This window comes from Sporomusa malonica (genome assembly GCF_900176355.1).
In the GTDB taxonomy this organism is placed as follows: domain Bacteria; phylum Bacillota; class Negativicutes; order Sporomusales; family Sporomusaceae; genus Sporomusa; species Sporomusa malonica.
In genome coordinates this window covers 178,807-197,897 of record NZ_FWXI01000008.1, presented here as the reverse complement: position 1 = coordinate 197,897, position 19,091 = coordinate 178,807, and the positions used below count along the sequence as shown (strand labels likewise).

The window sequence follows — 19,091 nt, the reverse complement described above, 5'->3', positions numbered from 1 at the left end:
AGCTGGGTAGCTACGTCCGGAAAGGATAAACGCTGAAAGCATCTAAGCGTGAAACCAGCCTTAAGATGAGGTCTGTCATTCGAAAGAAGTAAGGCCCCTTGTAGATGACAAGGTAGATAGGCCAGATGTGTAAGTGGCGCAATCCACGCAGCTGACTGGTACTAATAGGCCGAGGACTTGACTTAAGCAGAGAGCCAAGTTTTTAGGAGCGAAAGCGACGCGGAAACTTGTGCGAATCGCTTAGTTAGAGCGGAGCGATAACATCCATAATGTATGTTTTAGCTTTGAACTAACGACCAGTATCTAACATTGCGCAATGCTTTTCTTCTGTGAAGTTTTCAGGGAATATACCTTAACCGGATATTCACCTGTATATCCAGTGACGATAGCTGTGGGGTTCCACCTGTTCCCATACCGAACACAGTAGTTAAGCCCATAAACGCCGAAGGTACTTGGCTGGAAACGGCCTGGGAGATTAGGAAGTTGCTGGTTACGAAAACACCTACTAAATAATGTAGGTGTTTTTTTATTGCCGTAAGGCTTAGACCGTTCAGAGTCTCCGTTTATTTTTGCGAGAATGTGAAAAGTGATTATTATAAAAAGCTGGGGATTGCAAATTTTTAATTTTTATGATTCTTGGTTTTTTTATACTAATTTAGAGCACCCGAAGGCCATAGCGAAAAAAATGTTCCTGTAGCTTCCAAAAATCTAAAAAATAGGATAATGATAAATTAAATGAACAGACTATAACTGACCACTTGCCAGATAATATTACGTTTGTGGAGGTCACTAGGGAATGAAAGCATCCATATTTATTACTTGCATTTGCGATAGCATGTACCCTCATGTTGGTGAATCCATGGTGCGCGTCCTTGAAAGACTGGGTGTGACGCTGGACTTTCCTCCAGAACAAACCTGCTGCGGTCAACCAGCTCTTAGCAGCGGTTATTGGGACTATGCTAAGCCAGTAGCGGAAACTATGCTTACCGCATTTAAGAACAGTGAATATGTCGTAGCGCCAGCAGGATCATGCATCACTGCCATCAAGGAATATTACCCTGTTTTATTTGAAAAGGACCCTGATCAGTATCGCCAAGCTAAAGAGCTAATTGGAAAACTATATGAATTTAGTGAATTTGTTGTAAAGGTACTAAAGAAAGAGGATCTAGGAGCACGTTTTTCCCACCGTGTCACATACCATTCCAGCTGTCACGCGCGCAGGTTTTTAAATACTGATGAATATGTCCATGCTTTGTTGAAAAATGTTCGAGAAATAGACTATGTACAACTGCCACACGAAGAAGCTTGCTGCGGCTTTGGCGGTACTTTTTCGGTAAAACTGCCTGAGATATCAGAAGCCATGGTAGATGAAAAGGTAAGAAATATCCTTGAAACTAAAGCTGATGTGCTCATCGGAACTGATTTAAGCTGCTTGATGAATATTACCGGCAGACTGCAAAAACAAAAGGCCAATGTGCGTGTTATGCATGTTGCTGAGTTATTAGATGAGGGGATGAGAACGTGAGTGAAAAACCCGCTCTACACCTTCGGGACCGCGCAGTTAAAGCATTAAAAGACGACCAGATGCGCCAGGCAGTCCGCAAAGCCGTAGATCGGCTAAGTGGCAACAAGGATAAGGCAGCCCGTGAGCTTCCTAATTGGGAGGAGTGGCGGGAACAGACGAAACGTATTCGTCAACATACTGTCGATAACCTTGATTATTATCTGAAATTGTTGGTCGATAACGTGCGGAAAGCAGGAGGGAAAGTTCATTTTGCCCTTACGGCGGAGGATGCGCGTAAGATAATTGCAGGACTATGTAAGCAATATGATGCCAAACGAATAGTTAAATCTAAGTCTATGGTGACAGAAGAGATACACCTCAATCCTGCGCTCGAAAAAGCAGGTATGGAGGTGGTCGAAACCGACCTGGCGGAGTATATTTTGCAGCTAGCAGGTGAAACACCATCTCACATTATTGTGCCTGCGATACATAAAAACCGGTACCAGATTGCCGACCTATTTTCCAAGGTTACTAATGAAAAGGTAGAATCTTCTACCCCAGCGCTTACCTTATTTGCTCGCAAGATACTACGAAGCAAGTTTATGAACGCTGATGTAGGTATTACTGGGTGTAATTTTGCTGTTGCCGAGACCGGATCGATTACGCTAGTTACAAACGAAGGTAATGCCAGGTTAACAACCGCGCTGCCTAATGTGGTTATCAGTGTAATGGGGATGGAGCGGATTATTCCTACTTTTGAGGACTTAGAAACCGTCTTATCCATGCTGCCACGGAATGCTACAGGCCAGAAACTTACAAGCTATGTTTCGGTTATTAACGGTCCAAGGCTATCAAACGACATTGATGGCTGTGAAAAGTTCCATCTGGTTATAGTTGATAATGGTCGCTCGCGAATTCTCGCTGATGATGAGTATCGGCAGTCACTACATTGTATCCGCTGTGGGGCTTGCTTTAATGTATGTCCTGTTTACCGCCAAATTGGCGGACATGCATATGGGTCGATCTATGGTGGACCTATAGGGTCAGTAATAACCCCGCTATTAGAGAATGATATGGTTTTCTGGGGTGAACTGCCTTATGCATCAACTTTGTGTGGTGCCTGCACCAGCGCCTGTCCGGCCAAGATTCCGCTGCAAGATCTGTTATTTAAACTTCGTGAACGCCGTGTTAGTGCCGGTCATACAAATGCATTCGAAAAGTTTGCCTTTGGCATGTGGAAACGGTTTTTCAAACTACCTAGTACCTATAAGTTCGCCATGAAAGCCGCTTCGATTGGTCAAAAACCACTGGTTAGAGATGGCTATATTACGGCTCAGTTGCCACTACTATCTAACTGGACTAACTCCCGCTATCTTCCTGCTGCTGCGGACGAGACTTTCCGTGACAGATGGAATAAACGTAAGAAGTAGGTGAACATATGACAGAAATCCATGAAGATCTTGCGCAGGAAACATTATTTTTACAGACGGTGGCCAAAGCCTTGGGGCGAGATAAGGCGCTCTCTAAGCCACCCAAACGACAAGAAGTAGGCCCGCCTGCCTTCTGGCGGGAGCAAAAATTTGAGAATAAGCAACCGCTTGAGCTCTTTAAGGCCAACCTGGAAGCTCTTACTGGTAAAGTAGCAATAGTCCACAATGGCCAAGAAGCAACAAACCAAATAAAGTTGTGGCTTAAAGTGCTAAACGCAAAATCTGCCATCCTGTGGGATCACCCTAAACTCCGTAAGCACGTGGATACTTCACTTCTAGGTGTTAAAACGAGCTTTTGGAATACTGAAAAGACCCGCCAGGAGCTCATCGAGATCGCCGAACAGGCAGATGTGGGTATTACTTGGGTTGATTACGCAATCGGCTATACTGGTACGGTGGCCCTATTTAACGGGGCTACTACCGGACGCTCTGTTAGTCTCTTGCCTCCTACCCATATCGCGGTCATGAAGGAATCAGACATCGTTCCCACTATGTCTACAGTGATAAGGCAACTGATTGAGCGTCGAGGTCAAGGTAATCTGCCATCTACAGTTGATTTTATAACCGGTCCTAGCCGAACCTCTGACATTGAAATGGATCTGTCGATAGGGGTGCATGGTCCTTTCCGTATTTGGACCGTTGTTATCGAAGGTTAACCGATGAATTGACTTACAACCTTGAGAACGAAGCAATCTAATGTGTTACTTATCTTCGGACAAAATAATGAAACATTATTCGGCATAAAGTTGACAAACTAAGAACATTATGTAATAATTTAAAAAAACTACATATGGAACTTTAAATCAGTCCTGTGAGGCTGGCAAGGTCATAGCTTGATTATTTAAGCTTATTTGTGCTATATATTTAGCTCAATCAAGGCTTTCTGCCGCTTCCAGGCAGAAAGCCTTTTTAATTTTTTATATAGGGGGAATCATAATGGATATTAACGTTAAAACTAGCCAAGGCAGTACCGGCGTAATCCAGCCGGCTAGCGCGGAGGCTGAGGGCGATACTACTTCGGTCGCCTATCGCTGGAAGGTACTGATTGCTTCAGTAATGGGGTATGCTATGGACGGTTTGGACATGCTTATTCTGTCCTTCGTTATGGCTGCAATCATGAGTACTTTTGGATTAAGCTTAGCAGAAGGTGGCTTTGTTGCAACTGTAACTCTGTTCGGCGCTGTTATCGGTGGCTATGCTTTTGGGATAATGGCTGATTATTATGGCCGGGTAAAGGTTTTCTCACTAACTATCCTGATTTTTTCAGTATTCACTGGTTTAACGGCTTTTGCTTCAAATCTGACAGAGCTAAACATTTACCGCTTCTTAGCAGGCTTAGGGTTAGGCGGGGAGTTTGGTATCGGAATGACCTTGGTTACCGAAACCTGGCCAAAAGAAAAGCGGGCACGTGTTACTGGCGGCGTAGCCATAGGCTGGCAATTGGGTGTTGTACTTGCAGCAGTTGTAAGCGCCTGGGTGCTGCCTACCTATGGGTGGCGGGCCGTTTTCCTGGTAGGGGCTCTACCGGCGTTGTTTGCTGCCTGGTCTCGTTATGGTCTTGCTGAACCACCCATTTGGGTTGCTAGAAATGAACTAAGAAAACGTCTTAAAGCAAAGGTGAAAAACAATGAACCTTTGACTGAAGAAGAGATGGCTACTTATAAAGAAACTAACAAATTTCCTCTGCTTCACCTGTTTGCGAATAAACGGATTTCGACTACTACATTTGGTCTGACAGTAATGACCAGTGTGCAGAATATGGGTTATTACGGTATTATGATTTGGCTGCCAACTATTCTGATGCAAAAGCATGGATTAACGCTTACAAAGACCAGTACTTGGATGATAGCAACAGTAATTGGCATGATGCTTGGTATTACAGTATTCGGGTATATTGCTGACAAACTGGGTAGACGCCCCGCATATATTAGCTTCCAACTCATGTCGGCTGTATGTGTGTGGATTTATTCCGGACTGTCTGACCCTATGCACCTTTTAATTGGTGGCGCAATTCTCGGCTTTTTCTGTAATGGTATGATGGCCGGTTATGGTGCGTTGCTCTCAGAGAACTACTCAACTGATGCTCGTTCGACTGCCGAGAACTTTATCTTCAATACCGGGCGCGCTGTTGGCGGGCTGGCACCTGTACTAATCGGCATGCTAGCAGCAAAGTATACACTGTCAGGTGCATTAGCTCTATTGGCTTTTATTTATATCGCAGCTGCAATTAACGTATACTTCCTAATTCCTGAAACAAAGGATAAAGAACTGATTAACTAAGTAGACATACAGATAAAGACCCTGCTCTGGCTAGAGAGCAGGGTCTTTATGGTTTTATCCTATTTAAGCGTTTAAACGCGGCTACGGTCCCGGAATAGCAGCGACATAGAGTAAATGCCAGCTAGGCCGACTAAACTGTAAACAATGCGGCTTAGGAAGGATTGTTGGCCACCGAAAATGGTTGCTACCAAGTCAAAATTGAATAAACCGACAAGCAGCCAATTCAGCGCACCGACAATGACTAGGATTAGAGCGATTCTATCCATATGACTCCTCCTTTTTGAAAGCTAACTATTTAATGTATGTTCATATTATGACCAGATTAGTAATAATACATCCCCACAGATACTGGCTTATTTGCCTGTTTTTTACGCTATACTACATAATCGGTTCGTGATATAATATTTTCCACTACTAGTATTGCAAAATATTGCGCAAAAGTATATGCAAATATTAAGGAAGGGGGCATTAGGGCATGCCGAGAAAAGATTATAATTGGGTTGTTGGCTGTCTGACGCTGGTGCTTACCCTCTCTGTCCTGTTTGGCGGACAACTATTATGGAATAAATACGCAGTGGCCAATCCTATTAATAAAGCGTTCCTAAATATTGAAGGGATTGAATCGGCTACTGTCGGGCGTTTGAATGAACAAGGAAAAAATAGTGAACAGATTAAAATATACGTGAAGCTTGCTCATGTGACAAATTTACAGAAGCTGTATGCTGAAATGGCTGATAGATTAAAGCAGGTAAGCGGGGGAAGGGAATATGAGATTATTATCCAGGATAACCGTACGCCGGAACTGGAGCAATTCTATTATTCTATCCATTACCAGATTCAAGAAGCCATTTTTACTGGTAATTTTGCGACAATGGCTGAGCGTATAGAGTCTAAAGCTAACAGCGCGGGCGTGACAACACAAATGTATGTAGATACCCAAAATATTTATTTGAAGATAACCAAAGGGACGAATGAAATGTATGTGGTAATTGTACGTGATGGCAGTCGCCAGGGGGTGAAATAACATGCGATATATTGAAATGGGTATTGGTATGGCAGCAGCGATACTAATTTTTCTTGCAGTACAAGGGGTTGATGTTTTACCAGCGCTATTTTTTGCCAGTTTAGCGGCAGCCTTTTTTTATGGCACTATCAAGCGTACAGGCAACAAATCGTTTACCACTGTTTCTAAAGGTTCCGTTCAAGAGCAATTGATAAGCTTTGATGATATTGGTGGTCAGGATATGGCTAAAGGCGAATTGCGCGAAGCACTTGAGTTTATCAAAGACATTGAACGTATTAAGACGTTAGGGATTCGCCCACTTAAAGGCATCTTGCTCAATGGCCCTCCTGGCACAGGCAAAACACTGCTCGCCAAAGCGGCAGCCCGTTTTACTGGTTCCGCTTTTTTGGCAGCCAGTGGCTCTGAGTTTGTTGAAATGTATGTCGGTGTTGGCGCTCAGCGGGTGCGTCAGTTGTTTAAACAGGCCCGCGATACAGCAAAGCGAAACAACAAGACAAGTGCGGTCATCTTTATTGATGAGATTGAGGTACTAGGTGGCAAGCGCGGTCAGAACGCCGGTCATATGGAATATGACCAGACATTAAACGAGCTTCTGGTTCAGATGGATGGTATGTCGGACAAAGATGATATTCGTGTCTTGGTGATTGGCGCGACAAATAGGATTGACATTCTAGATCAGGCGCTTCTTCGGCCAGGCCGTTTCGACCGGCAGGTTAAGGTTGATTTGCCTGATAAGAATGGGAGGCTTAAGATTCTGGAACTGCATACTCGCAATAAACCGCTGGCCGACGATGTCACACTAGATGATGTGGCTAATGACACCTTTGGTTTTTCCGGTGCTCACTTAGAGAGTGTGGCCAATGAAGCGGCCATTTTGGCTTTTAGAGAAAGTGCTGGAACGATTACTGCTCAGCATTTACACGGTGCGGTAGAGAAGGTAATCATGGGAGAGAAACTTGACAGAATTCCTAGTAAAGAAGAAAAAAAACGGATTGCCATCCATGAGACAGGGCATGCGTTGTTAAGTGAATATACCCAGCCTGGTTCGGTTGCCAGCGTCAATGTGGTGCCGCGAGGCAATGCTCTAGGGTATGTGCGTCAGACGCAGCAGGATGATATGTATTTGTACACGGTTGATTATATCAAGGGAAAAATTGCTGTAGCAGTAGCTGGGGCAATTGCTGAAGAGATATTCCTTGGGGCTCGTAGTACCGGTGCATCTAATGACTTTAAGCAGGCTGCCGATATGGCTAAACAAATTGTATTTGGAGGCATGTCCGAACTTGGGATTATATCGCCTGAAGATGTGCCCAAAGAACTGTTGCACCATACCATTACCGGCATTATTAAAGAGGTCGAATGTCAGGTAAGAACGGTACTTACCGATCAACAAACAGCATTTACCCAAACGGTAGACACTTTGCTTGCCAAAGAGTTTATTTCTGGTGCTGAGTTCAGGCTACTACTACATGGTGACGGACAAGCAGCATAACCATCGTCCATCGTTAGGTGGGCATTCTTTATGCATACTCTCGCTTATTACGGAGAGAATAAAATTCTGTATGAGAAAGACAGCTATTTTTTTAGGTGGCGGTGCTTCTGCTGCAGAAGGGGCGCCAGTACAAAGTATGCTTTTTAAGAAGTATTTTAAAGCGCTCAAGGCTGAAAATAACTATAGTGATTTTCAGCGGGTCAGTGAACTGAGCGCTTACTTTAAACAAATGTTCTTTATTGATGTGCTTCATGATGATTTAGATGACATCAATTTTCCAACCTTTGAGGAAGCCATCAGCCTCTTAGATTTAGCTGTGCGTAAGCGGCAGTCTTTCAAAGATTTTGATCTTGAAAACCTTGCGAAAAGTTGTAATCGAATTGGGTTTATCAGGCAGTACCTAGTGCTGTTAATGGCTGAGGTGCTTGAAGACAAAACGTCTGCTGTAAAAGGACTTCATCAGGTTCTGATAGAACGTCTGGGTGAGCTTGGCTGGTTGTCTGATATGGTGTTTTTGTCGACTAATTATGATGTGTTAATCGATCGGGCCTTGGCTTCCAGAGACGAAATTGCCTTAGATTATGGCGTAGATTTTACAAATTATCCAAGCCCAGCCTGTTTAACAGATAAGGATAAAATTATTGTAAAGCTGTACAAAGTGCATGGCTCGCTCAATTGGTCCTATTGCCCAACTTGCAACATGTTAAAACTAATCAAATATCAGCAGGGAATTCTTAAATTGCTAACAGATCCTTCGCAGGCGCTATGCTCAAATTGCCAGTCAGTCAAAACCCCTGTAATTGTGCCGCCTACTTTTTTTAAGGATATGTCTAATAGTTATTTAAATATTGTCTGGCACAAAACTGAAACAAGCCTTAAAGACATTGGGCACCTTATTTTTTGCGGCTATTCTTTCCCTGATGCTGATATGCATATTAAGTATCTGATAAAACGAATTCAGACGAACCGCACTGATAGTCTGCGTATAACAGTGATTAACAATTATCCGGGTAAAAAGACGGAAAAGATCATAGAAGAAAAAAAACGCTATTCGCGGTTTCTGGGAACGAATATTTGTTTCACAAATGACACCTTTGAAAATTTCTGCAGTTGCCCAGAAAAATTTTTATAAAGAATAAGCCGTCGTGGTTACGCAAGTTATGCGCATGTAGCCACGGCGGCTCATTCTTTTTTATTTACTTATTTTGATTAAATGCGAGGAGAAAAACTTTACTGCCATGTTTAGTGGCAAATTCATTTTCAAATTTTTTAATTGTGTCAAGCTCTTCTGTAGATAAAGCGGCAAAATCGATGTTGTCAGCGTGCATAGTGAGACCCCTTTCTATAATGGATTTGTAATTAACTTTTCCCATTATAGAAATTATATGCTGATCTTACAGGCGGCCGCTACAGTTTAAGACATTGCGGATTTTATGTTTAACCATGCCTTTAATGGCTTCCCGGGCAGGTTTCAGGTACTGACGTGGGTCAAAGTCTGACGGATTTTTGGCAAAATGCTCTCTGATGGAGGCTGTCATAGCCAGGCGAAGGTCAGTATCAATATTGATTTTGCAGACGCCCATCTTACTGGCCTTCAGTAACATATCCTCAGGCACGCCTTGCGCACCTTTTATCTGGCCGCCATAACTATTACATTTTTCTACAAACTCAGGCAACACAGTAGAAGCACCATGAAGTACCAACGGGAAGTTAGGCAAAAGCTTAGAGATAGTGGCAAGGCGGTCAAAATCAAGGTTGCAATCGCCTTTAAACTTATAAGCGCCATGGCTGGTGCCGATGGCAATGGCCAATGAATCTACACCGGAACGCTCGACAAACTCAACAGCTTGGTCCGGGTCAGTATATGTAGCGTCTTTGGCGCTGACGTTGACGCTGTCCTCGATGCCTGCCAGACGGCCAAGCTCTGCCTCAACAACAACACCGCGATCATGGGCATATTCTACTACTTTTTTAGTAAGAGCAATATTTTCTTCAAATGGCAGTTTGGAGCCGTCAACCATGACTGATGTAAAACCGCCGTCAATGCAAGATTTGCAGATTTCAAAATCTTCACCATGGTCAAGATGTAAGCAAATAGGCAGGCCTGAATCTTCCAGAGCGGCTTCAACCAACTTAACCAAGTAGATATGCTTGGCATACTTACGTGCGCCGGCCGATACCTGAAGGATGAGTGGAGCCTGTTCTTCCTTGGCTGCGTCAACAATTCCCTGGATAATCTCCATGTTATTGACGTTAAACGCGCCAACGGCGTACTGACCGTCATAAGCTTTTTTAAACATCTCTTTCGAAGTGACTAGTGGCAATTGAAATCCCTCCTATGTTTTTCCTGAAACCAGATATATTATAGCATATTTCCCATTCATTATAGCATATTTGTACCCTAACCGCCAAGTTGGGTTAAAAGATATGCTAAATCATTAGGAATGGGGCTGATAATATCAAGATCCTGCTTCGTTACTGGATGTGGTAAGCTAAGCTTGGTGGCATGCAACGACTGACGGTGAATTAAATTTGTTGGACCACCGTATAAATCATCACCTAACAATGGGCAGTCAATATAGCTTAAATGCACTCTTATCTGGTGAGTACGACCAGTTTCTAGTATAACCTCAAGCAGACTGGCATTATTGAAAACTGTAAGAGTACGATAATGGGTGATTGCCTGCTGACCATCCGGCCTGACCTCCCGTTCAATAATACTGCCAGGTTTACGACCAATGGGAGTGTCAATGATGCCCTTGTCTGGATAGGGGATGCCTGATACAATGGCTAGATATAACTTTGCTATTTGTTGTTGATTTTGATTTAGCCAGTGCTGAATATCTGGCCTTTTGGCGATAAGTACTAAACCTGATGTGTTGCGGTCCAGCCTGTTAACCGGATGAAACCCGCATGAATAGTTTTGCAGTCGGTAATAATGCATTACTGCATTTGCCAGTGTACCTGAATGTTGCCCGGTTGCAGGGTGTACCAGCATACCGGCAGGCTTATCTACGGCTAAAAGCCATTCATCCTCATAGGCAATAGCAAGCGGCAGTTGCTCTGCTATGATTGAAGAATCTTCCGGCCAGGTGACTGTAATTATGTCACCAGGATTAACAAAATCGTGTACGGCTGCTGGGATGGTGTTTATCGCGAGTGTTCCATTGTTTTTTATCTTGCGCCATAAAGTCAGCGATATTCCAGCCTGGCGGCGCATAAAATCTTTTACCAGCTGGGTAGGGCAGGTTGGTGGTACCTTAAAATCGGGCATAAAAGCTCCTTAAGTCAACTTAACTGTCTACAAGATATTATTCGTATTTGCCAGATTAAAATCCTCTTAAATAAAGAAAACACGGCTTGCGCCGAGCCTCTGGCGACCGCGGGCCGATGTTTCCCTTATCCAGGAGGAAAGTTTTACTTTCTACAGGAAAATAAAGGAGGCGTTCTGCCTCCTTTGCAATGACTGAAGTTTTACATCATATTTTGTACCATCCCAATCATTACTGCTACATGTTCCCGTTCCATGGCAATAGATTCTTTGATATAGTCACCCATTGGGTTTGACCGTAAGCCATAGAAGTAGGCAAAACGGCGGTGTCGCCGGATAAGCCCTAAGAGGAGAGCCAAAAGTAGCAGGCGGCTGCCGTAAAACTGCCGTTCGTTATCAGCCGACTCGTTGTCGCGCATTGTAAAGCCATGTTTTTTCATGACTGTTGCAAAATGTTCATCATGCATGGAAATCATGTGGATTATATCCGTATATTCTTCCCAGTGGTTTTCTGCTATAGTGTTAAGCGCATCACGTACTCCATCACTTGCCTGTTCAGCTGCTTCGGTAGCTGTATGCATAAGCTCAAGCTGTTCAATGGCTTCCTGGTGCAGGGTAATCATGTGCGCCGGGTCAACGGCTAACGACCGGCGGCTAAATACTTTTCTCAAGTGTATCATCTCCTCTGCCAAGGCTTTAGAGAATTACCGGCGACCTTTAAATGGAGCAATAAAACGGATCATCTTAATTGGTACATGCAGCGAAATGGAACGACGGCAATATGTGCTGTTAACAATAATGTAATCACACCCTACATAGCAGATTGTGCCGCAGAAAGTTGCGCCTTTGCGGTCAATCATGGCGTCAGTTCCCAGGATGACTTCGTCGCCTAAGAAGCAAAGCAGGCGGTCTTTGAAGTTGTCGCGGTACATTTTGTAGTTCATGGGTTCTTCCATGTAGTGGTCGTCACAGCACATCATGTCTTTTTCCGGATAGTCGCAACACATTTGGTCTTCCGGACCATACCAATGAGGATATTTAGTTTCCATAAATATCAATGCCCTCCTTTATTTACCTTAGGAAAAGTGACAAAATTATATATATCTGTTTCTACTTCAGCATATGAATTTCAAAAACATAATGTTACAGCCGTTAACAATTTAAGAGATGAATTATACACGCCAATTTTGTTTTATAAAGAAAACACGGCTTGCGCCGAGCCTTTGGCGAAAGCGGAGGCCGATGTTGCCCTTATCCAGACGGAAAGTATACTTTCTAACAGGACAACAAAAACCGAGTGTATGTTCTAACTGGAGTTACTGTTATCATTATCAAGCAGGAAAAGAACTGTTCTGCAGCGAATAAGTAAAGCTATTCTTGTGTAGGTAGGTGAATCTTCAGTAATGGAGTTTATGAAAAATAGCAACATCATTCTGATTGGCTTTTTAGTCTGGTTGATTATTGCGCCGCGTGTGACCAGTCCTCGTTATGGGGAGCTGTTTTTGGCCTATATGACAGCGCTTTTGTTTAGTCTGATTGGCAGTTCAGAGATTATGATGGTGAAGCCTGTTGCCTTTTTCTTTACTTTAGGTGGCGTATTAGCTTTTTGTTACGTCGTCGCTCGAAAAACTATTCGGATAACAATTCGTAAATAGGGAGGTTCTAGAATATGCCGCCAAAAAAACCTCCTGCCAGTGGGCGGGGCCGAGACGTAAGTTCGGGTGAAAAGGCTGAAGTTCGGTACTTTAAGGGAGAAGAGCAATTTGAACGCTGGCGCAAGGAATTTGTTCAAAATCAGGAGAATGAGCTTAAATTAGCTGCTGTCAGCATACTCAGCTATGAGCCGGCAGATTACGAGGCACTACTTGTCAGAGAAGAGTTTAGAGAGCTAAAATTAACCGACTATAGTCATCTTATTGGCAAAGCAATAACTAAAGCAGAGGCTAAGTATTTTTATCCGATTGCCGTCAGAGGCGCTGCGTTAATCGGTTTACTTGGCGTATTGGTGATACTTTTTAGCCCTGTAATGCTGCTTATCATGGCTGCGCTCGGAACTGCGGCTGCAGTTTCACTGTACTTTACCATAAAAGATCGAGATGAGGAAATAAAGAGGGCTGGGCAAGAGGCTGCTGAGGAAATTGCATTTCGCAATGAACAAGAGCGAGTAGAATACGAGGAAGCTAAAAATAAGCATGAGGAAGAAGAAGAAACACGGATTGCGCTTATTGAAAAGCTATTGTCTGGTGATCCTAGTGCTGTAAGGTCAAGGTTAGACGAAGTTTTACATAATATAAAACTGCCAGTAGTTGTTGATGTGGATATTGATTTCCATGTAAATATTCCACTAGTCAAGGTCTGGTTGCCACCAAAGGCAGTTATTCCCCGGCAGACATGCGAGATGCTTCCGTCAGGGCGTATTCAATATCAGGATAAAGATTCGCGGGTATTTAACAAACAGCATTTTGAACTATGTGCAGCTATCCTGCTGCAGGTCGTGTCCACGATTTTAGCAAACATACCATCCTTTGAGGAAGCATATGCTGCAGGTATAGTGAAAAGTGAGTTCAGTGATGATTGTGTGCTAGCTATAAAAGTACCCAGAGAAAAAATTGAGAACATTAACCGTGCATCCAATGCGATTGCTGCCGTTCAGGCCCTAGATGCCGTATATGAATGTGATACCTCATTAGTACTTTATCCTGTGGAATTACTGTATCCGCCTGAATGGGAAGGCCTCGAACAACAGCTGTTAAAGAGTTTGCGGGTACGAATATTTAAATAGGAATCTCAGAATACTAGTCAAAGCATTTTTAAATTAAAATTTTAGAAACATAAAAGGAATTTTAATTTTCATGGAGAATAATTATCCCTAAAGCTGTTGGTAATTAATACTAAATAAACTGAGGGGGAATAGTTAATGAAACTTGCCGATTTAGTACAAAGCGCTGATTGGAAGGCTGAAAAGCATGTACCAGTCATTGAAGCGCCTGACAAAGTGAAAGCTGGGGAAAAAGTTACTGTTGAAGTATGTGTCGGTAAAGAAATTGCCCATCCTAATACTACTGAGCACCATATTCGCTGGATAAAACTCTATTTTAAACCTGATAACAGTAAATTTGCTTATGAAATTGCCGCTTTTGAATTTTCTGCTCACGGCGAATCGGTTGAAGGTGCTAACAAAGGTCCTGTGTACTCAGAACCAGTTGGTAAAGCTGTTGTTAAGCTCAGCGCTTCCGGCACATTTGTTGCTGAAGCTTATTGTAATATTCATGGCTTATGGGAAGGTTCTAAGGGTGTTTCTATCGAAGAGTAAAATGTATGCTCTCGAGAAACCAGGGAGTTACTCCCTGGTTTCTTTGTTTTACTAAAAATTAAAAGGAGTATATTTTTGTAGTAACAGATATCTGACTGCTCAATCTACTAATCAGATATACTATGGAAGTAACGAATTTTAACTGTTTTGTCCACTTGTGGAAGGATATTGTGTTTGTATGGAGAATATAACATGTCATGCTAAATTAACTGCTGCATAATAAGGGGGGATAGGCATGGCACTAATTGTAAAAAAATTTGGCGGAAGCTCAGTAGCTACACCAGAAAAAATTATGGCGGTTGCCAGGCGCGTATTACAGGAAAAAAATCCTGACGATAAAATTGTTGTTGTAGTATCAGCAATGGGGGACACTACAGATGATTTGGTCAGTTTGGCTAAGGCGATCACTGACAAGACCTATGGCCGAGAAATGGATATGCTCCTAGCAACAGGCGAACAGGTGTCAATTGCGCTTTTAGCCATGGCGTTTGCTAAGTTGGGGCATCCAGCAGTGTCTATGACTGGCTTTCAAGCTGGTATTGCCACAAATGAAACATTCAACAAGGCGAAAATTACAGGGATTGACCCTGACAAGGTTTGGGAAGAACTTAATGACGGCAAGATCGTAGTCGTGGCAGGTTTTCAGGGGCTAACTAAAGACGGTGACATTACAACCTTAGGCAGAGGTGGTTCTGACACTACTGCAGTAGCTGTGGCAGCTGGCCTAAAAGCAGATCATTGCGAAATTTATACAGATGTTGATGGTATATATTCATCAGATCCCCGGGTTGTCCCCACAGCCAGACGTATGAAGGAAATTACATATAACGAGATGCTCGAAATGGCTCGGCTTGGTGCCGGAGTCATGCACCCGCGCTCAGTTGAACTGGGTAAACATTATGGTATGCCGATTCATGTCCGATCTACCTTTACCCGTGAAACCGGTACATTTATCAGGGAGGAATATACGATGGAAGAGAAAGAGTTTGTAATTCGTGGTGTAACACATGATACCAATGTAGCCAAAATTGCCGTGTTGGGCGTTCCTGACCGGCCGGGTATCGCGTATAAGATATTTTCTGCTTTAGCAGAAGCCAACATTGATGTTGATATGATTGTTCAAAGTGTTCGTGCTATGGATAAGCACATTATTGACATGGTTTTTACCATTTCTCAAGGTGATGTTCCTCAAGCTAGAAATATTTTAGAGCAACTTAATAAAGAAATGGACTTTAGTGGTCTGACTATAGAAGAGAAAGTAGCTAAAGTATCAGTTGTCGGTGCTGGTATGCTCGGCCATCCTGGTATTGCTGCCGCTACTTTTGGAGCGCTTGCTGACGCCGGTATTAATATTGAGGTTATCAGTACTTCGGAGATTAGCATTTCCTGCCTTATCGAGTCAGACAAGGTAAAGGAAGCTGTTAATGCCATTCATGCTCGCTTTTTTCCCGGCTAAATCTGAGATTTAACAAAAACAGTCCCAATAACAGAGGGACTGTTTTTTTGTTATGCAGTTGACCTAGCAACTTCCATAATATACTAATGCGAATTTTGTCGAATAAAGAGGAATTGTGTCATGAAAGGCGAATTACATATATCACAAAGCAGTAAACAAGAAACACTTACTGCTAAAACCAAGCTTGTTACCGCTGCCAAACCGGCTAATGAAAAGCAGGGGTGGGAGCGGAATAAGATAACTAGTCAGGCTGAAAAAGCTGAATAGGGTACAGCCAAGTAACTATGAGGAAACGTGGATACTCATGAAGAAAAGCATTACCCTCTCAGTAAATAGGTCGGACAGGTTATGAATAGATAACCTTGTTTCAGGATTCGTAGCAATTCACACAAAAAATTACTGAGGGGGAAATCACAATGAAAAAGAAACTGATTGCTGCTGCTGTTATGGCTGCCCTGACTGTATCAACTGCTTCTGTATTTGCTGCTGCTCCTACCTTCTCCGGCGATGCTAATATTGAGTATCGTAACCAAGATGGTGGCGGAGATTACTTGACTAACCGTATCCGTTTGAATGTAGATGCTCAAATTGATGACACTTTCTATATTCATGGCCGTATGAAATTGGCTAATAACCTGAGAGATACTCAAGCCGACAACAGCGTTAGCTTTGACCAAGCTTACATTGGTGCTAAATCTGGCGAATTCGACGTAAAAGCTGGTAAACAATCGCTGGCTATTGGTAAAGGCCTTTTAATGGATGATGATAAATTCACTGGTGTGCAAGTAGGTACTGCTTTCGAAGGCATTAAAATGAATGGTTTCTATGGTAAAGATAACGATCCTAACACTAATCTTAAAACCTCCTTCGTTGATGTAAGCACTGCTATCAGTGGTGTTAACGTTGGTGCTTCTTACTTGAAATCTGGCGATAAATACTATGCAATCAACGCTGACACCAAACTTGCTGACAACGTAGTATTAAATGTTGAATATGCTAAAAACAATACCGCGAAGGCAGACGGCTACCTAGCTGAAGTTGCTGTAGGCGAAGCTGCTAAAAAAGGTGATTTCAAATATGCAGTTTCCTATCGCGATATCGACGCTCAAGCTCTTCCTAACTTCACCACCGATGGCTGGTACCAAGATTCCAAAGGGTTCCGTGTAAAAGGTGCATACAAAGTATCTGACGCTGCTACTCTGACTGCTTACCATGACCTTGCCGAAAACCAAAGTGGTGCCGATCACAACCGTACCAACGTAGAATTTGCTGTAAACTTCTAATCTAACATGTTTTATAACAGGCGGCTCGCATGAGCCGCCTGTTATATTTGTCCCAGTTACACCATATCTTACAATGTATCGAATATTTAATAAAAGCCATTCTATAAACAGGCACCAAAAATAAATTTAAACGGAGGTTTTGCGTAATGTCAAGGAGCAAAAAGCCAGTGAACCCTGCAGCGCAAAATGGCCTCGATCGTCTGAAAGAAGAAACAGCTGCCGAACTTGGTTTAAAAGACTACAAAAATACCTACAAAGGAGCTCTTACTTCGGCTGACAACGGCCGGGTAGGCGGACAAATGGTCCGTAAAATGATTCAAGCTCAAGAAACTCAATTTGGCGGACAAGGAACCACTCAAGCTGCAAGCGGTACACTAACTGCTAAACAAGACGCAAATCAAAAACCCTAGAGCAGGCGTAAGCCTGCTTTTTCTATTCCTGACAGAAAGTATAACTTTCCTTCTGGATAAGGGCGACTAACCTTCAGATGGGGTTAAAACCCCACCTGAAGCTAAGTCTACTTTATAAAAAAAACAGTTTTTAAAAATTTGCAAAAGGAAATATAATGGTATAGCCAGAATAAGTATATAATAGCCATATTACCTATCGTTTTGTAATCTATGTACGCACTATATATTACAATACTTGCGAAAAAGGAGTGCATTGTGTGGTAACAGCATTAATAAAAAACTTATCCCGCCATGCCGGTCAGGAAGTGACTATACAAGGCTGGGTTTATAATCTGCGCTCTTCTGGGAAAATAGCTTTTCTCATTATTAGGGATGGCTCCGGGCTAATGCAAGGTGTAGTTGCCAAACAGGAAGTAGGAGAAGCTCTGTTTGGCGAAGTAAAAAAATTAACCCAAGAAAGTGCTGTCAAAGTGACGGGAATGGTACGTGAAGAGCCGCGCTCAGTTGGTGGTTACGAAATGCAGGTAACTGCTGTGGAGATTGTTAGTATTGCCGCAGATTACCCCATAACTCATAAAGAGCATGGCGTAGATTTTCTGGCTGAACACCGGCATCTCTGGATTCGTACCCCGCGTCAGGCGGCCGTGCTCCGCATTCGTTCAGAGATCGAACATGCGCTTAGGAACTTTTTTTATGAGCGTGATTTTGTTTTGGCAGATGCGCCCATCATTACCCCGGCGGCTTGTGAAGGCACAACAAACCTGTTTGAGATTGACTATCATGGTGAGAAAGGGTATTTGTCCCAAAGTGGTCAGTTATATAGTGAGGCTAATGCTATGGCCTTAGGGCGCATATACTGCTTTGGCCCCACTTTTCGAGCTGAAAAGTCCAAAACCCGTCGCCATCTCCTGGAGTTTTGGATGATTGAAGCCGAAATGGCATACTTTGATATTGATGCTAATATGCAACTGCAGGAAGAAATGATAGTCTACGTTGTCCAGCGTGTACTTGTCAAGTGTCAAAATGAACTCAAAACTCTGGATCGTGATGTTGAAAAACTCAAAGCTATTACGCTTCCTTTCCCACGTATCAGCTATACTGATGCTGTCGATATACTAAAACAGGCTGGCGAAGAATTCACCTGGGGTGAGGATTTCGGTGCTCCGCATGAAACGATTATCTCCAGCCATTTTAATGCACCGGTATTTGTCCACCGCTATCCGACAAAGATTAAAGCTTTTTACATGAAACCTGACCCCGATAACCTGGACGTAGTGCTCGGAGCCGATCTGCTGGCGCCTGAAGGATATGGTGAAATTATTGGCGGTGGCCAGCGTATTGACGATCTGGCTCTCTTAGAAGCGCGTATCGCTGAGCATAAACTGCCCAAAGAAGCATTTGAATGGTATCTTGATTTACGCCGGTTTGGAACAGTGCCGCATTCTGGTTTTGGCTTGGGTCTTGAACGAACAGTTGCGTGGCTGTGCGGTCTCGAACATATTCGCGAGACGATACCATTCCCGCGCATGCTGCATAAAATGTATCCTTAGATGTCAAAAAGTATATAC

21 protein-coding genes and 2 rRNA genes are annotated in these 19,091 nt (G+C 43.1%); 17 read left to right on the top strand and 6 right to left on the bottom strand.

The features are described from left to right. The 6 genes from B9A22_RS11685 to B9A22_RS11660 all read left to right on the top strand — a co-directional run. Positions 1–185, top strand: a 23S ribosomal RNA gene (locus B9A22_RS11685); the annotation flags it as partial. A 190-nt stretch (positions 186–375) separates the two neighbouring features. Beyond that, a 5S ribosomal RNA gene (rrf, locus tag B9A22_RS11680) occupies positions 376–492 on the top strand. Positions 493–796: 304 nt separating this feature from the next. Then, positions 797–1,525 carry a (Fe-S)-binding protein gene (locus tag B9A22_RS11675; RefSeq protein WP_084575904.1) on the top strand — a complete coding sequence of 243 codons (729 nt, stop codon included), beginning with the start codon at positions 797–799 and terminating at the stop codon, positions 1,523–1,525. Continuing rightward, positions 1,522–2,934, top strand: coding sequence for a LutB/LldF family L-lactate oxidation iron-sulfur protein (locus B9A22_RS11670; protein WP_217805939.1), 1,413 nt, complete (start codon positions 1,522–1,524; stop codon positions 2,932–2,934). The genes B9A22_RS11675 and B9A22_RS11670 overlap by 4 nt, the downstream gene beginning before the upstream one ends. A gap of 8 nt (positions 2,935–2,942) precedes the next feature. Continuing rightward, positions 2,943–3,650, top strand: a complete 708-nt coding sequence (locus B9A22_RS11665) for a LutC/YkgG family protein (RefSeq protein ID WP_084575903.1) — start codon at positions 2,943–2,945, stop codon at positions 3,648–3,650. Positions 3,651–3,930: 280 nt separating this feature from the next. Further along, on the top strand, positions 3,931–5,274 hold the full coding sequence (locus B9A22_RS11660) for an MFS transporter (protein WP_084575902.1): 1,344 nt from the start codon (positions 3,931–3,933) through the stop codon (positions 5,272–5,274). 71 nt (positions 5,275–5,345) lie between these two features. Here B9A22_RS11660 and B9A22_RS11655 read toward each other — a convergent pair whose 3' ends face one another. After that, a complete protein-coding gene (locus B9A22_RS11655) occupies positions 5,346–5,540 on the bottom strand; it encodes a DUF378 domain-containing protein (protein ID WP_084575901.1) in 195 nt (64 codons plus the stop codon). Between the two features lie 209 nt (positions 5,541–5,749). Between B9A22_RS11655 and B9A22_RS11650 the strand changes: the two genes are divergently transcribed. From B9A22_RS11650 to B9A22_RS11640, 3 genes are all read left to right on the top strand, one after another. Further along, complete coding sequence (locus B9A22_RS11650) at positions 5,750–6,298, top strand: hypothetical protein (protein WP_084575900.1); 549 nt, start codon at positions 5,750–5,752, stop codon at positions 6,296–6,298. Between the two features lies 1 nt (position 6,299). Next, positions 6,300–7,790, top strand: a complete 1,491-nt coding sequence (locus B9A22_RS11645) for an AAA family ATPase (RefSeq protein ID WP_084575899.1) — start codon at positions 6,300–6,302, stop codon at positions 7,788–7,790. A gap of 70 nt (positions 7,791–7,860) precedes the next feature. Continuing rightward, on the top strand, positions 7,861–8,922 hold the full coding sequence (locus B9A22_RS11640; protein WP_176215492.1) for an SIR2 family protein: 1,062 nt from the start codon (positions 7,861–7,863) through the stop codon (positions 8,920–8,922). A 64-nt stretch (positions 8,923–8,986) separates the two neighbouring features. Here the strand turns inward: B9A22_RS11640 and B9A22_RS26325 are convergent, their stop codons facing one another. The 5 genes from B9A22_RS26325 to B9A22_RS11620 form a co-directional block, all read right to left on the bottom strand. Then, positions 8,987–9,118, bottom strand: a complete 132-nt coding sequence (locus B9A22_RS26325) for a hypothetical protein (RefSeq protein ID WP_281252392.1) — start codon at positions 9,116–9,118, stop codon at positions 8,987–8,989. Between the two features lie 66 nt (positions 9,119–9,184). Continuing rightward, complete coding sequence (fba, locus tag B9A22_RS11635) at positions 9,185–10,114, bottom strand: class II fructose-1,6-bisphosphate aldolase (RefSeq protein ID WP_084575897.1); 930 nt, start codon at positions 10,112–10,114, stop codon at positions 9,185–9,187. Between the two features lie 77 nt (positions 10,115–10,191). Next, entirely contained in the window at positions 10,192–11,064 is an 873-nt protein-coding gene (locus tag B9A22_RS11630; protein WP_084575896.1) for an RluA family pseudouridine synthase, read from the bottom strand. A 200-nt stretch (positions 11,065–11,264) separates the two neighbouring features. Beyond that, complete coding sequence (locus B9A22_RS11625) at positions 11,265–11,741, bottom strand: hypothetical protein (protein WP_245823964.1); 477 nt, start codon at positions 11,739–11,741, stop codon at positions 11,265–11,267. Positions 11,742–11,765: 24 nt separating this feature from the next. Further along, on the bottom strand, positions 11,766–12,110 hold the full coding sequence (locus tag B9A22_RS11620) for a hypothetical protein (protein WP_084575894.1): 345 nt from the start codon (positions 12,108–12,110) through the stop codon (positions 11,766–11,768). Between the two features lie 363 nt (positions 12,111–12,473). Here B9A22_RS11620 and B9A22_RS11615 point away from each other — a divergent pair, with 363 nt between their 5' ends. From B9A22_RS11615 to asnS, 8 genes are all read left to right on the top strand, one after another. Continuing rightward, positions 12,474–12,716, top strand: coding sequence for a hypothetical protein (locus B9A22_RS11615; RefSeq protein WP_245823963.1), 243 nt, complete (start codon positions 12,474–12,476; stop codon positions 12,714–12,716). Between the two features lie 14 nt (positions 12,717–12,730). Beyond that, complete coding sequence (locus B9A22_RS11610) at positions 12,731–13,843, top strand: hypothetical protein (RefSeq protein ID WP_084575892.1); 1,113 nt, start codon at positions 12,731–12,733, stop codon at positions 13,841–13,843. 135 nt (positions 13,844–13,978) lie between these two features. After that, positions 13,979–14,374 carry a class II SORL domain-containing protein gene (locus B9A22_RS11605; protein WP_084575891.1) on the top strand — a complete coding sequence of 132 codons (396 nt, stop codon included), beginning with the start codon at positions 13,979–13,981 and terminating at the stop codon, positions 14,372–14,374. 235 nt (positions 14,375–14,609) lie between these two features. Continuing rightward, positions 14,610–15,830, top strand: a complete 1,221-nt coding sequence (locus B9A22_RS11600) for an aspartate kinase (RefSeq protein WP_084575890.1) — start codon at positions 14,610–14,612, stop codon at positions 15,828–15,830. 120 nt (positions 15,831–15,950) lie between these two features. Beyond that, complete coding sequence (locus B9A22_RS25410) at positions 15,951–16,097, top strand: hypothetical protein (protein WP_176215491.1); 147 nt, start codon at positions 15,951–15,953, stop codon at positions 16,095–16,097. Between the two features lie 149 nt (positions 16,098–16,246). Then, complete coding sequence (locus B9A22_RS11595; RefSeq protein WP_084575889.1) at positions 16,247–17,113, top strand: hypothetical protein; 867 nt, start codon at positions 16,247–16,249, stop codon at positions 17,111–17,113. Between the two features lie 146 nt (positions 17,114–17,259). Then, on the top strand, positions 17,260–17,523 hold the full coding sequence (locus tag B9A22_RS11590; protein WP_084575888.1) for an alpha/beta-type small acid-soluble spore protein: 264 nt from the start codon (positions 17,260–17,262) through the stop codon (positions 17,521–17,523). Positions 17,524–17,780: 257 nt separating this feature from the next. Next, positions 17,781–19,073 carry an asparagine--tRNA ligase gene (gene asnS, locus B9A22_RS11585; protein WP_084575887.1) on the top strand — a complete coding sequence of 431 codons (1,293 nt, stop codon included), beginning with the start codon at positions 17,781–17,783 and terminating at the stop codon, positions 19,071–19,073. Positions 19,074–19,091: the final 18 nt, after the last annotated feature.

Excerpts from the sequence above, each read along its gene's own strand:
- B9A22_RS11675 (WP_084575904.1), top strand. The coding sequence starts at position 797 with ATGAAAGCATCCATATTTATTACTTGCATTTGCGATAGCATGTACCCT.
- B9A22_RS11665 (WP_084575903.1), top strand. The coding sequence starts at position 2,943 with ATGACAGAAATCCATGAAGATCTTGCGCAGGAAACATTATTTTTACAG.
- B9A22_RS11660 (WP_084575902.1), top strand. The coding sequence starts at position 3,931 with ATGGATATTAACGTTAAAACTAGCCAAGGCAGTACCGGCGTAATCCAG.
- B9A22_RS11655 (WP_084575901.1), bottom strand. The coding sequence starts at position 5,540 with ATGGATAGAATCGCTCTAATCCTAGTCATTGTCGGTGCGCTGAATTGG.
- B9A22_RS11650 (WP_084575900.1), top strand. The coding sequence starts at position 5,750 with ATGCCGAGAAAAGATTATAATTGGGTTGTTGGCTGTCTGACGCTGGTG.
- B9A22_RS11645 (WP_084575899.1), top strand. The coding sequence starts at position 6,300 with ATGCGATATATTGAAATGGGTATTGGTATGGCAGCAGCGATACTAATT.
- B9A22_RS11640 (WP_176215492.1), top strand. The coding sequence starts at position 7,861 with ATGAGAAAGACAGCTATTTTTTTAGGTGGCGGTGCTTCTGCTGCAGAA.
- B9A22_RS26325 (WP_281252392.1), bottom strand. The coding sequence starts at position 9,118 with ATGCACGCTGACAACATCGATTTTGCCGCTTTATCTACAGAAGAGCTT.
- B9A22_RS11630 (WP_084575896.1), bottom strand. The coding sequence starts at position 11,064 with ATGCCCGATTTTAAGGTACCACCAACCTGCCCTACCCAGCTGGTAAAA.
- B9A22_RS11625 (WP_245823964.1), bottom strand. The coding sequence starts at position 11,741 with ATGATACACTTGAGAAAAGTATTTAGCCGCCGGTCGTTAGCCGTTGAC.
- B9A22_RS11620 (WP_084575894.1), bottom strand. The coding sequence starts at position 12,110 with ATGGAAACTAAATATCCTCATTGGTATGGTCCGGAAGACCAAATGTGT.
- B9A22_RS11615 (WP_245823963.1), top strand. The coding sequence starts at position 12,474 with ATGAAAAATAGCAACATCATTCTGATTGGCTTTTTAGTCTGGTTGATT.
- B9A22_RS11610 (WP_084575892.1), top strand. The coding sequence starts at position 12,731 with ATGCCGCCAAAAAAACCTCCTGCCAGTGGGCGGGGCCGAGACGTAAGT.
- B9A22_RS11605 (WP_084575891.1), top strand. The coding sequence starts at position 13,979 with ATGAAACTTGCCGATTTAGTACAAAGCGCTGATTGGAAGGCTGAAAAG.
- B9A22_RS11600 (WP_084575890.1), top strand. The coding sequence starts at position 14,610 with ATGGCACTAATTGTAAAAAAATTTGGCGGAAGCTCAGTAGCTACACCA.
- B9A22_RS25410 (WP_176215491.1), top strand. The coding sequence starts at position 15,951 with ATGAAAGGCGAATTACATATATCACAAAGCAGTAAACAAGAAACACTT.
- B9A22_RS11595 (WP_084575889.1), top strand. The coding sequence starts at position 16,247 with ATGAAAAAGAAACTGATTGCTGCTGCTGTTATGGCTGCCCTGACTGTA.
- B9A22_RS11590 (WP_084575888.1), top strand. The coding sequence starts at position 17,260 with ATGTCAAGGAGCAAAAAGCCAGTGAACCCTGCAGCGCAAAATGGCCTC.